12 protein-coding genes and 3 tRNA genes are annotated in these 16,098 nt (G+C 37.8%); 6 read left to right on the forward strand and 9 right to left on the reverse strand.

What is annotated here, in order from left to right:
- The first annotated feature begins 671 nt into the window (after positions 1-671).
- The 5 genes from glnA to F936_RS06395 all read left to right on the forward strand — a co-directional run bounded on the left by glnA (position 672) and on the right by F936_RS06395 (position 5,357).
- The gene (gene glnA, locus F936_RS06375) at positions 672-2,087 is read left to right on the forward strand and encodes a type I glutamate--ammonia ligase (protein WP_003650573.1); all 1,416 of its coding nucleotides are present in this window, start codon (positions 672-674) and stop codon (positions 2,085-2,087) included.
- Positions 2,088-2,213: 126 nt separating this feature from the next.
- Positions 2,214-2,723: a chorismate--pyruvate lyase family protein gene (locus tag F936_RS06380; RefSeq protein WP_005046037.1), complete on the forward strand. Its 510-nt coding sequence runs from the start codon at positions 2,214-2,216 to the stop codon at positions 2,721-2,723.
- Positions 2,720-3,598: a 4-hydroxybenzoate octaprenyltransferase gene (gene ubiA, locus F936_RS06385; RefSeq protein ID WP_005046039.1), complete on the forward strand. Its 879-nt coding sequence runs from the start codon at positions 2,720-2,722 to the stop codon at positions 3,596-3,598. The genes F936_RS06380 and ubiA overlap by 4 nt, the downstream gene beginning before the upstream one ends.
- Positions 3,599-3,712: 114 nt before the next feature.
- Entirely contained in the window at positions 3,713-5,050 is a 1,338-nt protein-coding gene (locus F936_RS06390) for an alpha/beta hydrolase family protein (protein WP_005046041.1), read from the forward strand.
- Between the two features lie 106 nt (positions 5,051-5,156).
- A complete protein-coding gene (locus F936_RS06395) occupies positions 5,157-5,357 on the forward strand; it encodes a hypothetical protein (RefSeq protein WP_004643520.1) in 201 nt (66 codons plus the stop codon).
- A 10-nt stretch (positions 5,358-5,367) separates the two neighbouring features.
- On the opposite strand, the gene F936_RS06400 is transcribed toward F936_RS06395, so the two are convergent.
- The 6 genes from F936_RS06400 to F936_RS06425 all read right to left on the reverse strand — a co-directional run bounded on the left by F936_RS06400 (position 5,368) and on the right by F936_RS06425 (position 7,961).
- Positions 5,368-5,811, reverse strand: coding sequence for a DUF2726 domain-containing protein (locus tag F936_RS06400; protein ID WP_005046043.1), 444 nt, complete (start codon positions 5,809-5,811; stop codon positions 5,368-5,370).
- 56 nt (positions 5,812-5,867) lie between these two features.
- Positions 5,868-5,943, reverse strand: a tRNA-Asn gene (locus F936_RS06405).
- 181 nt (positions 5,944-6,124) lie between these two features.
- Positions 6,125-6,200: transfer RNA gene (locus F936_RS06410), tRNA-Asn, on the reverse strand.
- Positions 6,201-6,208: 8 nt separating this feature from the next.
- Positions 6,209-6,284, reverse strand: a tRNA-Asn gene (locus tag F936_RS06415).
- 146 nt (positions 6,285-6,430) lie between these two features.
- A complete protein-coding gene (locus F936_RS06420) occupies positions 6,431-7,057 on the reverse strand; it encodes a superoxide dismutase (protein ID WP_003650584.1) in 627 nt (208 codons plus the stop codon).
- A 145-nt stretch (positions 7,058-7,202) separates the two neighbouring features.
- The gene (locus tag F936_RS06425) at positions 7,203-7,961 is read right to left on the reverse strand and encodes a Nif3-like dinuclear metal center hexameric protein (protein WP_005046045.1); all 759 of its coding nucleotides are present in this window, start codon (positions 7,959-7,961) and stop codon (positions 7,203-7,205) included.
- 194 nt (positions 7,962-8,155) lie between these two features.
- Here F936_RS06425 and F936_RS06430 point away from each other — a divergent pair, with 194 nt between their 5' ends.
- Positions 8,156-9,331 carry a S1C family serine protease gene (locus tag F936_RS06430; RefSeq protein ID WP_003650588.1) on the forward strand — a complete coding sequence of 392 codons (1,176 nt, stop codon included), beginning with the start codon at positions 8,156-8,158 and terminating at the stop codon, positions 9,329-9,331.
- Positions 9,332-9,373: 42 nt separating this feature from the next.
- Here F936_RS06430 and F936_RS06435 read toward each other — a convergent pair whose 3' ends face one another.
- The 3 genes from F936_RS06435 to F936_RS06445 form a co-directional block, all read right to left on the reverse strand.
- Entirely contained in the window at positions 9,374-10,612 is a 1,239-nt protein-coding gene (locus tag F936_RS06435; RefSeq protein ID WP_005046048.1) for a multifunctional CCA addition/repair protein, read from the reverse strand.
- 91 nt (positions 10,613-10,703) lie between these two features.
- The gene (locus F936_RS06440) at positions 10,704-12,974 is read right to left on the reverse strand and encodes an NADP-dependent malic enzyme (protein WP_003650593.1); all 2,271 of its coding nucleotides are present in this window, start codon (positions 12,972-12,974) and stop codon (positions 10,704-10,706) included.
- Positions 12,975-13,211: 237 nt separating this feature from the next.
- Entirely contained in the window at positions 13,212-16,064 is a 2,853-nt protein-coding gene (locus F936_RS06445; protein ID WP_005046049.1) for a putative bifunctional diguanylate cyclase/phosphodiesterase, read from the reverse strand.
- Positions 16,065-16,098: the final 34 nt, after the last annotated feature.

Here is a 16,098-nt window from a genome sequence, read left to right on the forward strand (position 1 = left end):
CTATATTGTGAAAAGCTAAGCTATTAGACTATTACGCACCAAAGCTGATCAAAACTATGCCTCATAGCAGAGAGCTCCATAAGGAAAATAAGAATTAAGTTGTTTTTAACGAGCCTTAAAAATAGAAGTGTTGTAAAAAAGAAAAAGAATTTCAGAAAACCTCAGTATTTTAATGGGTGAGCTGTAACGCAAAAGACGACTTTTTTAATTTTTTTCAAAATTACTTTTCAAGGTAATATTTAAATTGAAGCCTTTTTGGCAAAGGCATAATTAGATGTAGAGTTCTCATCTAAGAGTTAGAATTTCATAAATCATCGTTTATTATTTTTTATTCATTGTAATAAGAATGCCAGCTTGCTATATAAGAAAGTATTATGATCATGAATTACTGTTAGAAATTGATGCGATGATTCATATTAGCGCAACAATTTTGCACTAAATTAGGGCGATTGTGAGCTATTCTTGTATGCCATAATTTGAAAATGTCTGAATATGGTGCATTTAACTATGCAAACAGTATAATGGGTTCAAGACAAGGGACCTAAATCATGGATAGTTATAAGCAATTCAATGTTTTAGGTAAGTCTTATAAAGTTGGTATGAGATTTGCTTTATAAATACCAGCAATTAACACGCACTTAACAAGTGCAACAAAATTTCATTGGAGCAAAATGAGCATGGCGAACAAGGTCCTTCAACTCATACAAGAAAGTGGCGCAAAATGGGTCGATTTTCGCTTTACTGATACTAAGGGTAAAGAACAGCACGTAACTTACCCAGCTGATTCTATTGATGAAGATACTTTTGAAGACGGTAAAATGTTTGATGGTTCTTCAATCGCTGGTTGGAAAGGCATTGAAGCATCTGACATGATTTTACGTCCAGATGCAGAAACTGGTTTTGTTGACCCGTTCTTTGCTGAACCAACTGTAGTTGTGACTTGTGACGTTATTGAACCTTCAACTGGTCAAGGTTATGAGCGTGACCCACGTTCGATTGCTCGCCGTGCAGAAGAATACTTAAAATCTACAGGTATCGGTGATACTGCATTCTTTGGTCCAGAACCAGAATTCTTTGTATTTGATGAAGTGAAGTGGGACATCGATATGTCTGGCGCTCGTCATACATTGATCGCTGAAGAAGCTGCTTGGTCTACTGGTAAAGATTACGAGTCTGGTAACTCTGGTCACCGTCCACGTGTTAAAGGCGGTTACTTCCCAGTTCCTCCAGTTGATTCTTCACAAGATATGCGTGCAGAAATGTGTGCGAAAATCGAAGACATCATGGGCCCTGGTCGTGTAGAAGTACACCACCACGAAGTTGCTTCTTGCCAATTAGAAATTGGTGTGAGCTTCAATACTCTTGTACGTAAAGCTGACGAAGTTCAACAATTCAAATATGCTGTTTGGAACGTTGCGCACCAATATGCAAAAACTGCAACCTTTATGCCTAAACCAATGGTAGGCGATAATGGTTCAGGTATGCATGTTCATATGTCTATCTCTAAAGATGGCAAGAACTTGTTTGCTGGTGATGAATATGCAGGCCTTTCTGAAATGGCATTGTACTTCATCGGTGGTGTCATCAAGCACGCTCGTGCATTGAATGCGATCACAAACCCATCTACAAACTCATACAAGCGTTTGGTTCCTCATTTCGAAGCGCCAATCATGCTTGCTTACTCAGCACGTAACCGCTCTGCGTCTATCCGTATTCCATACGTTTCTAGCCCTAAAGGTAAGCGTATCGAAGCTCGTTTCCCAGACCCAATGATGAACCCGTACTTAGGTTTCGCTGCATTGTTAATGGCTGGTATCGACGGTATCCAAAACAAGATCCATCCGGGCGAAGCTGCTGATAAGAACTTGTATGATCTTCCTCCAGAAGAAGAAGCGAAAATCCCAACAGTTGCTCATAGCTTAGATATGGCTCTTGAAGCACTTCAAGCAGATCACGAATTCTTGTTAAAAGGCGGCGTGTTCACTAAAGAAATGCTTGATGCATACATCGAACTTAAAACTGAAGATGTACGTCGTCTTAACACGACTACTCACCCAGTTGAGTTTGATATGTACTACAGCTTGTAATACTTATTTTCATAAAAAAGCCTGCTTATGCAGGCTTTTTTATTGCTTGGAATGTTGATTGAATTCTCTACGTTTTTTATCAAAAAATTGGGTTAAACTAAGTGCGAGTTTTCATGTGAGCAGATTATGCGTAAACGGCAACCAGTACTTAAACAGGAAAAGACTTTAAATCCTGAGTTGAAAAAATGGTTGTATGCGTCCGGTTCTCTGACTCAACAATTGACTGATCTTGGTGGTGGTCAGTTCAGTGTAAAACCTTTTAAAGAACACTTTCAGCGTTTAACTTTTGCAGATAGCCAATGGATGAATATGCCTCATACTCACACCTCATGGGTGCGTGAGACTTATTTATATGGCAGTGAGGCAGAACCTTGGGTTAAAGCAAAAAGTATTTTTCCTATTTTAAGCCTACAAAAAAAAGCCCGCATATTTCAGCATATTGGTTCTACACCGATTGGATTTTTTCTATTTCAAAGAACGACACCATTTTGTGACCGCCGTGTCATTCGTTTGCCAGAAGGGTGGACGCGACAAAGTTGCTATACTTGGCATGGGTGTAAATTTATTGTCCAAGAAACATTCTTACCAGCTTTTGAAGCTTTTCTACATCAGCAGCACGACAAGGAACTACTATGACGACTGCAACAGATACCACATGGCGTCAGCGTTTAGAAGCATACTATTATCTATGTCGATTTGATAAGCCAGTTGGAACAGAACTGGTTTTTTGGCCAACCATGTGGGCACTTTGGGTTGCTGCAGAAGGAAGGCCGCCATTGCATATTCTTTTGGCAATGGTCTTAGGTACAATTTTTATGCGTGCTGCTGGTTGTGCCATTAATGACTTTGCGGACCGTAAAGTAGATGCGCATGTTGAACGCACTAAAACACGTCCATTAGCAACTGGGGTAATTCGTCCGAGAGAAGCAATATATGTATTTTTAGCTCTAGTATTTGCTAGCGCTTGTACTTTGTTCTTTTTACCTATAGCGACATTCTATTGTGCACTAGCTGGATTAGTTTTAGCATTTATATATCCCTTCATGAAAAGATATACCCATTTACCACAAGTGGTTTTAGGTATGGCATTTTCTTGGGGAATTCCAATGTCATTTACTGCGATGGGTAAGCCTTTAGATATAACGTGTTGGCTTCTTTATTTTGGTAATCTAGCTTGGACAGTCGCTTATGACACTCAATATGCCATTACTGACCGTGAATACGATTTAAAAATTGGCGTAAAATCTACAGCAATTCTTTTTGGTCGATATGACATCCAGATTATTGCGCTTTTACAAGCAACCAGTCTTGTTTTGATTGGTTCGGCACTGTATTTAGAAAATATTTTATTTCCATGGGCGATCATTGCTTTGATTGTTGTTGCATTCGATTTTATATATCAAACAATTAAAACCAAAGACCGCAACCCTCAAGTCTGTTTTTGGGCATTCCGTCACAATCGCTGGGTTGGATTAATCATTTTTCTGGGAATAGTTTTAAATTTCATATAGTAAAAATGACCGTAAGGTTGAAAAGTGTTCTATGCAGAGCACTTTTTTTATGTCTTAATATTTGTGCATAAAAATATGCGGAATAAATAACACATAACATAAAAAGGATATTTTATGAAACGGTCAAAAATTGCTTTAGCTATAACATTATCAGTTTCAGCATTATTTCTTACAGCATGTAATGACGATGATGATGACTATACTGGTGTGAACCCTGATAAAACATATATTTCTGAAAAAGCCTATTCTAAGGATAGTTTAGAGGGTGCTTCATCTATAAAAGTCATGACCTATAACATGGTCAATGTGCAAGGGAAAACAGCAGAAGCAACCGCACTAGTAATGTTCCCTAAAATTGCTCAACCTAAAGATGGTTATCGCGTAGTGGTATGGGAACACGGCACTGTAGGCGTAGGGGACAGTTGTGCGCCAAGTAATAGTACGATTAATCCACGTTTCAAAATTTTAGCCGATACATTATTAGCTGCTGGATATGTGATTGTGGCACCAGATTACGAAGGTCTTGGTACAAAAGGAATCCATCCATATCTTAATTTAGCTAGTGAAGCTAAATCAGCATTAGCCGCTGTTAAAGCAGCAAAAGATCATTATGGTACTCAGTTAAATGGTGATTGGATGTCTGTAGGCCAGTCACAAGGAGGTCAGGCATCTATAGGTACTGCTGAATATGCAAATACAGATGCAAGTTATAAAGGTGCTGTAGCGGGAGCACCTGCATCGAGCTTGGGTACAATTATTCTTGATGTGGCACCAAATGCATTAGCATTAATTGAGCAGCAAGAAATTAATGCTAATGTAGCTTTAGATAAACGAGTATCTATTGACTCTTATGCTACCCTGCTAGCTTATGCAGCTTTAACTGGTGTTGGTATTAAAGCCTATGAACCACGGTTTGAATATAGAGATATATTTCAAACAAGAACAAAGCCTTTAGCTGAGTTTGCAGAAGGAAGTACTGGAGAAAATGGTCTGTGTTTAGATAGTGCTGATCCGAGTCTTAGTCTAATTAATAAATTTAAAGAAGATATTATTAGATTTATGACTGATAACCCAGATAAAAAAGTTATGGATTATCCTGGACTTGATGCTAATAATTTTAAGTCAAATGAGACTGTTCAGAAATTTCTACTCGCAAGTCAGCCTGGTACAAAACGTTTAGATAAACCTGTATATATTGCTCAAGGTAAGCTTGATACCAATGTCCCTTATCCAATTACTCAAATGATGGTGGCTGGACTGGTAACTTTGGGTTCACCTAACATTAAACTAGATCTAGTAGAAAATGCGACACATACCCAAGCCATTGTTTGTAAAAATGCTGATATCTATCAATTTATACAAAAGAATATGCCTGCTAAGACAAATGCTGTTGTAGACCCATCGATAATTGATGCAAGTGGAAAACAAGAATGTACTGGAGTAGCACAATAATTTTTTGTATTTAAAATATTCAAGTTAAAAGGGTCCTAAAGAGGGCCCTTTTTTTGTTATATTGTTACACATTCTGAAATCGATACCATTTGAGTTTGAAGCATTTATGAGCCAGCCAACTGTTGAAAAAAAATCTGTTCCTTGGTTATTAATGGGATTAGGTTTACTCATTCCTTTTCTGATTATTGGAATTCTTTTCTTGGCTGCAAAAAGTGATGCTAAAACTAAAAAACAATATGAACAGCAACGTCTAGAAATGGCAAAAAGAATAGCTGAGAAAGAAGCAGCAAATTCTGAAAAGAAATAGCACTAGCTTTTTAATGAATATCCTTTTGTAGCTGACGTACACTTGGAATGTTTGTATAGCGTCTTACAGTGTAACCTGCTTCTGTGAGCATTTGATCACGAATACGATCTTCTTCCGCTTTTTCAAGGTGAGAAGGGTCATCTAACTCAATAATGGCAATTACTTCCATCTTGTCGTTAAGCACAACGAAGTCGGTAACTTTACGGTTGAACTGACTACGAATTTTATAGTCCTTACTGGTAATTAAAGCGCTAAAAGCCACTTGTGCTAAAACATGATAACTTGGAAAACTTTGTTTTAAGCGGATAAACATTTGAGTTTCAAAGTTGGTAATAACAGGGCGAGCAAAGAATTTTTGTTTTGGAAATAAATAAGGGCGTAAACAAACAGCAAGAAAAATGCAGGTGCTGATGCAACCTAAAACAATAAAAAATAAGTGACTCGATTCGAACATGTGAAGGCATCATACAAATAAAAACCCACTCATGATGAGTGGGTTTTTAAGAATCTTGGCTCTCCAACCTGGGCTCGAACCAGGGACCTGCGGATTAACAGTCCGTCGCTCTACCGACTGAGTTATTGGAGAATCTGGAAAAAGATTTTAGGCAGGAAAGGGGGCTGGGTCAAGTCTTAAAAATGGAATTAGTGAGAATATCTAATCGTTTGGTTTAAAAATATTCGAAACATTGATTTTATTAACAATAATAGAAAATTATTAAATGATGAGAAAAGAAAAAGCCCGCAATAGATGCGGGCTTTTAGAATCTTGGCTCTCCCACCTGGGCTCGAACCAGGGACCTGCGGATTAACAGTCCGTCGCTCTACCGACTGAGCTATGGGAGATTAGTAGATGGCTCTCCAACCTGGGCTCGAACCAGGGACCTGCGGATTAACAGTCCGTCGCTCTACCGACTGAGCTATTGGAGAATCTGATGCGCATTTTATGGATGAAATCTAAAAGCGTCAATAAGAATATTAAAGAAAATGAATCGTTTGCTTGATTAATATGCTTTTAAGGTACTAAAAATAAAAAAACCACCCAAAATAGGGTGGTTTTTTATAAAGAAATAAAATTATTTCTCTACACCAGCTGGTTGGCCTGCAAGTTTTGCATTCGCATAGTCCCAGTTCACAAGGCTTTCTAAGAAAGTTGCGATGTATTTAGGACGTAAGTTACGGAAATCGATGTAGTAAGCATGTTCCCATACGTCAATTGTTAATACAGCAATTTGACCATGTGCAAGTGGCGTGTCTGCATTAGAAGTTTTAGTAATAGATAATTTACCATTTACTTCATCAGCAACTAACCAAGCCCAGCCTGAACCGAATTGAGTTGTTGCAGCAGCAGCAAATTCTTCTGCAAATTTTTCGTAGCTACCAAAAGCTTCTTCAATTTTAGCAGCGATTGCGCCAGTAGGCTTACCACCACCATTTGGTTTCATAGAATTCCAATAGAATGTATGGTTCCAAACTTGAGCAGCGTTATTGAAAATACCAGCTTTAGATGCATCACCAGCAGTTGCTTTGATGATTTCTTCTAAAGTTTTACCTTCAAGGTCAGTCCCTTTGATTAAGTTGTTTAAGTTAACAACATAGGTATTGTGGTGTTTATCGTGATGGTATTCTAAAGTTTCTTTACTAATATGTGGCGCTAAATCATCATAGCCATATGGAAGTGCAGGTAAAGTAATGGTTGTCATGTTCCTATTCCTTGCATTTGCTGGGTTATACAATTAAGTGGCTCTATTGTAAATGATTCTGTTCACAATAGGGCATCGTTTTAAAGAACTATACACAATAAAGATCTAATTAATACGCATAACACAGATTGAAAAAAAGACTTAATTAAATCGGATTATTCAATTCAAAATATTCGGTTTCAATTGCAAACTGCTTTGAAATTGCTTGTGCTAAACGTTGAACTCCATAACGTTCAGTTGCATGATGACCACACGCAAAGTAGTGAACTCCTAATTCTTTTGCTTCATAAAAAGTTCGTTCACTGACTTCGCCTGAAATATAAGCATCGCAATTTTGCAAAGCCGCTTTAGCAATAAAATCTTGAGCACCGCCAGTACAAAAGCCTACTTTTTGAATGCTTTTCTTCTCGGCTGGTAAATGAATCACTTTAAAATCAAAGCTATCTTGTAATTTTGCTTTAAATTCTTCAACGGAAAGCGCTTGCTCTAAATATCCAATATTACCAATTGGATGCTTTTCGGCTAAATCAAGTGGTTCTAAATGGTGTAAGCCCAATTTTTCTGCAATGGCTACATTGTTACCCAAACTTGGATGTGCATCTAAAGGTAGGTGGTAAGCCACGAGTGAAATATTATTTTGAATCAGCTTTTTAATTCGGTTACCGCGCATTCCTGTAATTGGGTACGGTTCGCCTTTCCAAAAATAACCATGATGTACGAGTAATAGATCGGCATTCTGAGCAATAGCTGCATCAATCGCATCTTCGGAAGCAGTAACGGCACAAACGATACGTTTTACTTCAGTTGAACCTTCAATTTGCAGGCCATTTGGTGCGTAATCTTTAAATTCTGCTGCTTTTAAGGTTTGGTCGCACCACTGAATAATTTCATGCAAATTCGCCATGATATTTCCTGAATTGAGTAGTAAATAATTGCTAAAGCTATAGAAACATATTTTGTTGTGTAACTAAAGCTAGACAAATCTTTTTTGAGTTTTTTATGTATATCGACATATTTAATTTAAAATGCTTAACTGAAAACTCTTTTTGTTCAATATATTAATTTAATTAAAAGCTTCTTTGCGTAGAGGATATGAACGTGCGCCGCACCTTTACATGGTTACCTTGGGTGTTACTTATTATTGTAATTGCCAGTTTTATTGCATGGCAAAAATACCATCAGCCGAAACCAACTGTTGCAGTTGATGGGGTGCAAATGCCTGCCGAAAAAGTTGAACCACTGGTTGATACTTCACGAGCAGGCGGGGTGGTATCTTATAGTGCTGCGGTAAAAGTTGCAGCGCCGGCAGTTGTTAATATTTTTACGACCCAGAAAATTAAACAAAATCATCCATTGTTAAGTGATCCAGTATTCCGCGAATTTTTTGGAAATCAGGTTCCTGAACAACAACAGCAAAATGAAAATAGTTTAGGCTCTGGGGTTATTGTTCGTGCTGATGGTTATATTCTTACCAATAATCATGTGATTGCTCAGGCTGACCAAATTGTAGTTGCATTGCGTGACGGACGTCGTGCAGAAGCAACTATTGTTGGAACAGATCCTGATACGGATTTAGCCGTAATTAAAATCGATTTAGATAAATTACCCGTGTTGCCATTTAAGCTCAGCGGTAATGAAGTGGGTGATGTTGTCTTAGCGATTGGTAATCCATTTGGAGTAGGGCAAACGGTAACTCAAGGTATTATTTCTGCTACTGAGCGATCTGATTTAGGCATCAATACCTATGAAGATTTCATTCAAACAGATGCTGCAATTAACCCAGGTAACTCAGGCGGAGCTTTAATTGATGTCGCTGGTAACTTAATTGGGGTAAATACCGCTATTTTCTCGCAGTCAGGCGGCTCTTTAGGTATTGGTTTCGCAATTCCAGCTAAAATTTGCCAACAAGTATTAAACTCGATTTTGAAAGATGGTCGTGTTGTACGTGGATGGTTGGGCATTAGTCTAGTACCGCCTACACAAGAAGATGTATTAGCACCAAAACAACAAATTGGTGTGGTCGTTGCTGATGTTTTGAAAAACGGTCCAGCAGCATCTGCGGGCATTAAAGTTGGTGATAAAATTATTCAGGTGAATAATGAATCAATTACCTCAGCTTCTCATTTGATTAATTACGTTGCATTACAAGCACCTAATAGCGAAATTAATGTGGTGGTTGAGCGAGCTGGGAAGCAAGAAAACTTTGTGGTAGCAGTTGGGGAAAGAAAAAACCAAAATACTCAATCTCAATATATACCACTGCCTAAACAGTAAAAACAAAAAAGCCTCGTAATGAGGCTTTTTTATTGGCTTAAATTAAGAATGTGTAGGTGTTTGATGTTGATGTTTAAACTCAGTTAAAGCATCAATGCGACATTGAATTAACATTTCACCAATTTCAGCACCTTTAATGTTCTCGGGTAAGTCCTGAACTTTAATAGAGCGAACCACTTGCATCGCATCTAACATATACTGAGCTTGAGGATAGGGGCGATCTTCTAAACCTAGTCTTCCTCTAGCATCACACTCACATGCCTGTACAAAAGCTTCCACTCTCTCTGGGCGACGTAATACATTTAAACGCTGTAATAAACGCCATACAGTTCCGGGTTTTAACGACATAATCTGATGGCATTTTAGATGTTCTTTACACACCGATAATGCCAACTGTCGAGTTTGAGTTGGAACTTTTAAACGTTCACATAATTCGGTAACTGGTTTCACTCCGCGTTCTTCATGCATGATATGGCGAGGAAGTTCGTTAACCGGCGTTAATGCTTTACCTAAATCATGTACTAAAACAGCAAATCGAACATCAAGCGAGTAGTTTGACTTACACGCTTGCTGTAAAGACATCAGAGTATGTATGCCGCAGTCTACTTCTGGGTGATATTCTGGACGCTGTGGTACACCAAACAATGCGTCAATTTCAGGAAAAAGATGTTTTAAGGCACCGCAATCCCGTAGTGTCTGAAAATAAATATCTGCATGGTCTTCTAAAAGCGCACGCGAAGTCTCTTTCCACACACGTTCTGGTGTTAAGGCGTCGAGTTCACCTGATTCAGCCATTGTTTGCATCAATTGTAAGGTTTCAGATGCAATATGAAAACCATATGAAGAATATCGAGCTGCAAAGCGTGCCACACGTAAAACACGTAAAGGATCTTCAGCAAAAGCTTCTGAAACATGTCGTAAGGTTTTATTTTCTAAATCAGTCTGACCACCATAGGGGTCATATATTTTGCCATCTTGATCCATTGCTATGGCATTGATGGTTAAATCACGGCGAATTAAATCTTCTTCTAAACTTACTGTGGTATCGGTAAAAAACTGGAAACCGTGATAGCCCTTACCGGACTTTCGCTCAGTACGTGCAAGTGCATATTCTTCTTTAGTTTTAGGATGAAGAAACACAGGAAAATCTTTGCCTACAGGTTGAAAACCTTGGGCGAGCATATGTTCAGGCGTTGCTCCGACCACAACATAATCTTTTTCTTGATAGGGATGCCCAAGTAGAGAATCTCGGACGGCACCGCCTACTAAATACACTTGCATGAAAAAACCTCTATTCTTCAAGCAATCATGCTACAGAATAGAGGTTTTCTCAAGTCATTAGACAGGCTTTTCGTAAAAAGCTCTTTCTAAATTACTTTTCTTGTTGTTGGATTTCCGCAACCGTTAAAGCAGTCATATTGATAAGACGACGAGTCGTTGCTGTCGGTGTCAAAATATGAACAGGTTTTGCTGCGCCAAGCAAAATTGGACCAATAGTAACGTTGTTACCAGAAGTCGCTTTCAACAAGTTAAATGAAATATTTGCTGCATCTAGGTTTGGCATAATGAGCAAGTTTGCAGAACCTTTAAAACGTGAACCAGGAAATGCAAATTGACGAATATTTTCGTCTAATGCTGCATCACCATGCATTTCACCTTCAACTTCAAGTTCAGGAGCTTGTTCAGATAAAATGCGATAAACTTCACGCATTTTTTGAGCACTTGAATCAGTTTGGTCGCTACCAAAGCTTGAATGAGAAAGCAGTGCTACACGTGGAGTAATACCAAAACGACGTACTTCTTCAGCTGCCAAAATAGTCATTTCAGCAAGTTGTTCAGCGGTCGGGTTAGTGTTTACATAGGTATCTGCGATAAACAAGTTGCGATCTTCAAGCATTAATGCATTTAATGTGAAGAAGTTATTCATGCCTTCTTTAAGACCGATAACATTGCGTACAAAGTCAAGGTGAATGTTATAGCTACTGTAAGTACCACATAACATACCGTCTGCTTTACCGAATTTAACCAGTAGAGATGCAATTAACGTTGAACGACGGCGAGCTTCACGTTGAGCATATTCAACAGTGATGCCTTTGCGTTGCATTGTTTGATAGTAGTCTTTCCAAAACTCTTCATACATCGGGTTTTGTTCTTGATCTACAATCTCAATATTTACGCCATGTTGTAAACGTAGGCCTAATTTTTTGATATTTGCTTCAATTACAGCAGTACGACCTACTAAAATTGGTTTAGCTAAGTCTTCATCAACAGCAATTTGTACTGCACGTAATACGCGCTCGTCTTCACCTTCCGCATATGCAATGCGCTTTGGATCAGCTTTTGCTTGAGCAAAAATTGGTTTCATCAAGAATGCAGAGTTATATACAAACTCAGACAATTTTTGACGATACACAGCGAAATCTTCGATAGGACGAGTTGCTACACCTGAGTCCATTGCAGCTTTAGCAACAGCTGGTGCAATTTCTAAAATTAAACGTTGATCAAGTGGGCGTGGAATTAAATAGTCACGACCAAATGAAGCAGATTTTTCACCATAAGTTGCTGCATCAGCTTCAACATGAGCCATACGCGCAATTGCATGTACACATGCAATTTTCATGTCTTCATTAATCGTAGTTGCACCAACATCAAGTGCACCACGGAAAATGTATGGGAAACATAATGCGTTGTTTACTTGGTTTGGATAGTCAGAACGACCAGTTGCCATAATGACGTCAGAACGTACTTCATGTGCATGTTCAGGTAAAATTTCTGGATCTGGGTTTGCCAAAGCAAAAATAATAGGGTTCTCTGCCATCTGTTTCACCATTTCTTTGGTGAGAATACCAGCAGCAGAAAGACCCAAGAACATATCAGCGCCAGTCATTACTTCATGAAGCTGAGATGCTGTAATATCTTGAACATAACGTTTTTTAGATTCGTCTAAGCCTTCGCGAGAAGTCGTTAATAGGCCACGAGAATCGGCAACAATAATATTTTCTTTTTTAGCACCAAGCGCACAAAGCAAGTCTAAACATGAAAGTGCTGCTGCACCTGCACCTGAAGCTACGATTTTGATTTCATCAATTTTCTTATTTACAAGTTGCAATGCATTGAGCAAAGCTGAACCTACAATAATACTTGTACCATGTTGATCGTCATGGAATACAGGAATTTTCATGCGTTCACGAAGTTTCTTTTCGATATAGAAACATTCTGGCGCTTTAATGTCTTCGAGGTTGATACCACCGAAAGTTGGCTCAAGAGAGGCAACAATATCCACGATTTTATCTGGATCGTTTTCTGCAATTTCGATGTCAAATACGTCAACACCAGCAAACTTCTTGAAGAGAACGCCTTTACCTTCCATTACAGGTTTAGAAGCCAATGGGCCAATATTACCTAAACCAAGAACAGCAGTACCGTTAGTGACTACAGCAACCAAGTTTCCGCGCGCTGTATATTTAGCAGCAGTTGAAGGATCACGTTCAATCTCTAAACATGGCGCAGCAACTCCGGGTGAGTAGGCTAGAGCCAAATCTCGTTGGTTGACAAGTTGCTTACTTGGGGTGACGCTGATTTTCCCTGGGTTTGGATATTCATGGTAATTTAAAGCGGCCTGTTTTAAAGATTGATCGTCCATCTGAGTCTCTATTTGATACAAAAAAGCAAACTAGTCAAATCACTCATTCAGGGGAAGGCAACTCGGTTCTTTTACTATGCTTTAATTTTTATCAATTAAGAGAATAGTAGACGAATTGCCAATAGCCCTGTAGTGAGCTAAATGCTAAAGAATATAACACTACTTCTTTATTTCTCACAGTCAAAAACGCTCATTTTTGGAAAAAGCAGCATATGTAAAAATAGTCTGTGAGAACCATTAAGAAATAGGCGAATCTGTTTGTAGATAAGGAATAATTTGCTCAGCCGGGATAGGACGACTGAAGAAATAGCCTTGTAAAAAATCACATTGCTGTTTTTGTAGATAGGCAACTTGTTCCTCTGTTTCTACACCTTCGGCAACCAGTTTAAGCCCCATACTTTTACCCATCGCAATCATGGCATTTACAATGGCTTCTTGTTTGTGATCACCAATTTTAGAAATAAAAGCACGGTCAATTTTTAATACATCAATTGGGTATTCAGTCAGATACGCTAAAGAGGAATAGCCTGTACCAAAGTCATCAAGCGCAATTGAAATATCTCGTTGTTTTATTGCATGTAATAACGTTTTGACGTTATCGGTATTGTCCAAGAGGGCTGACTCAGTAATCTCAAGTTCAAGATCTGAACCTTGTATATTGTATTTCTGCAAAATTTCATCAATATCATTGAGTAATAAGCCTCGATGTATTTGCTGAGCAACAATATTTACAGAGACTTGAATGTTTGTGTAGCCTTGGCTTTTCCATTCTTGTAATTGTTTTCCAACTTTATCTAAAACGACTTTACCAATATCCGAAATCAGGCTACTACGCTCAGCAAAAGGTATAAACATATTTGGCATGACTAATCCTTTTTCGGGATGTTGCCAGCGAATTAATGCTTCAAAACCTATAATTGATTGATCTTGTAGATTGATTTTGGGTTGGTAATAAACGACAAATTCATCATTTTGAATGGCTTTACGTAACTCTTGCTCTAAATCGGCAGATTTATACGAGTGAGTTGTTTGATTGCAATAGTAAGAAATGGTATTGCCTCCTAAGCGTTTTGCTTCTGAAAGTGCTTGTTCTGCATGATTGTTTAGATGATCAATTTGTCGTCCATGCTCAGGAAAGCATGCTACGCCAATAGATGCGGTAATGAAATATTCTTGATTATCAATATAAAAAGGGGCATTGAGTGCCTGCAAAATATTTTGGCAATATTGTTCAATATTTGGATGAATTGGGGAAATTTCATAAATAATTGCAAAATCATCACCATTTAAATAGGCAACTAAAATTGCATTAATATTGATTAAGCGTAATCGTTGTGCAAACTGTTTAAGAAGTTCATCACCACTATCATTATTTAAAAATTCATTAAAAGCTCTAAAGCGGTCAATATTTACTCGTATTAATGCTAAGTTTTTAATGTTATATGATGGATTTACAAGGTATTGATGAAGTTGGTTGTAATAGTAAAGACGATTAGGCAAGTGAGTGAGGCTATCGTAATTTTTTAAATAGGATAGATGCTGTTCCTGACGTTTTTGCTCAGAGAGGTCCCTTGCAAATCCAATATAATTTGTAATTTGATTGAACTCATCTTTGACCACATTGATGTGTAACCACAAATATACGCTTTTGCCAGAACTAAACTTTTCGTCAAATTGGCCCATATATTCTCCAGTTTCGAGGAGCTGTTGGGTAATTGAGCTATGAAATTGTTGTTGTAGTTCTTTTTGATTAATTGTAATGCTAAATAACTCTTTATTTAGGAGTTCTGATTTAGAAAATCCAGTTAATTTTTCGTAGTAAGGGTTAATATCAATATAGTTCAAGTGTTCATCTAAAATAAATATGCCTTCCGCGGCTTGCTCAAGCACAATCGCCGATAGTCTTAAGTGTTCTTGATCTTTTTTCTCTTGATGTATATCTCGGGTCATACCAACCATACGAAGTGCTTTTTGTGTTTTAGGATCTCTTGTAATGACACGGCCTACATCATGAATCCATCGCCAAGAACCATCACGACGTAAAATTCGAAAATTGACATTAAAATGATCTGTAATTCCTTCCAAATGTTGTTTCAAGCGCTCGTCAAAAAGCTTTTTATCACTTGGATGTATGCGGTCTAAAATGGTATTGAGATGAATAATAGTCGTCTGAGTTTGTTTTTGTTGATCGAAAAACGTAATTTCTAATTTTTGATTTTCAATATCCCAGTCCCAAGGTCGAATGCCAGCCGTTTCATGTGCAAAAGCTAAATTGTAGTGATGGCTTTCGAGTTGCTCATTCATTTTGGTGAGATCGTAAGTGCGTTCACGTACCTTTTGCTCAAGTAAATGGTTGTTAAATTGGAGCTGGGCTTCAATATCTTTAGATTTATTCACTTCTTGTTGAAGTTGCACACATAATTCTTCAGCCCACTGAGTGTGTTGATCTGAAATTTGAACAAGCTGTTTATTTTTTAATAATAGTTTAGAAATCTTTTGATAGTTACGTTGAGTTGCGTATGCGCAGAGTACTGTAGCCACGAAAGCTATATTATAGGCGAAATAAAAAGGTAGCTGAGCAATGGGTGTATGTGTAAATTGAGCGATTAATAGGGGTAATGTACTGGGAATGAATAAAAGATAAAAGTATCGAGGTTGTTGCGTTAAAAAAGTCAGGCCAATGATATGGGCAGAAGTGATAAACAAAGCAATTAAAATATGAGCATCTGGTAACGAAACTAACTCTTGAGGAAGATAGAAATGAATAACTGTAACGGTTATCCCTAATAAAATTCCTGAAATAAAACAAATACTTTGTAATATAAGATCAGCTTTTTTAATAAAATTAATAGTACGATAGTGGGTTAAAATATTTGGAACAAATAATAGGCAAGTAAAAGATGCAATAGTGAGGCCGATAGACCAGTTAAATATGGTTATTGAAGATGAAAAATAATAAGAAAAAATAGCATATGAGATCAGACATAACAGTATTAAGCTAATCAAATACCAGCGTATATATTGAATTGAAAGTTTTAGCTGCTCAATTTTTGTTTGATGCTGTAAATATTCTTCCTGAAGCCCGGACATAAGATTTTTCTATCCTATTTTTTTTTACATATAT

Source organism: Acinetobacter calcoaceticus DSM 30006 = CIP 81.8, assembly GCF_000368965.1.
In the GTDB taxonomy this organism is placed as follows: domain Bacteria; phylum Pseudomonadota; class Gammaproteobacteria; order Pseudomonadales; family Moraxellaceae; genus Acinetobacter; species Acinetobacter calcoaceticus.

Bases quoted from the DNA above. Each gene is read 5' to 3' on its own strand.
- F936_RS06420 (WP_003650584.1), bottom strand. From the start codon at position 7,057: ATGACAACCATTACTTTACCTGCACTTCCATATGGCTATGATGATTTA.
- F936_RS06435 (WP_005046048.1), bottom strand. From the start codon at position 10,612: ATGCAAGTGTATTTAGTAGGCGGTGCCGTCCGAGATTCTCTACTTGGG.
- F936_RS06390 (WP_005046041.1), top strand. From the start codon at position 3,713: ATGAAACGGTCAAAAATTGCTTTAGCTATAACATTATCAGTTTCAGCA.
- F936_RS06400 (WP_005046043.1), bottom strand. From the start codon at position 5,811: ATGTTCGAATCGAGTCACTTATTTTTTATTGTTTTAGGTTGCATCAGC.
- F936_RS06425 (WP_005046045.1), bottom strand. From the start codon at position 7,961: ATGGCGAATTTGCATGAAATTATTCAGTGGTGCGACCAAACCTTAAAA.
- F936_RS06440 (WP_003650593.1), bottom strand. From the start codon at position 12,974: ATGGACGATCAATCTTTAAAACAGGCCGCTTTAAATTACCATGAATAT.
- F936_RS06380 (WP_005046037.1), top strand. From the start codon at position 2,214: ATGCGTAAACGGCAACCAGTACTTAAACAGGAAAAGACTTTAAATCCT.
- ubiA (WP_005046039.1), top strand. From the start codon at position 2,720: ATGACGACTGCAACAGATACCACATGGCGTCAGCGTTTAGAAGCATAC.
- F936_RS06445 (WP_005046049.1), bottom strand. From the start codon at position 16,064: ATGTCCGGGCTTCAGGAAGAATATTTACAGCATCAAACAAAAATTGAG.
- glnA (WP_003650573.1), top strand. From the start codon at position 672: ATGAGCATGGCGAACAAGGTCCTTCAACTCATACAAGAAAGTGGCGCA.
- F936_RS06395 (WP_004643520.1), top strand. From the start codon at position 5,157: ATGAGCCAGCCAACTGTTGAAAAAAAATCTGTTCCTTGGTTATTAATG.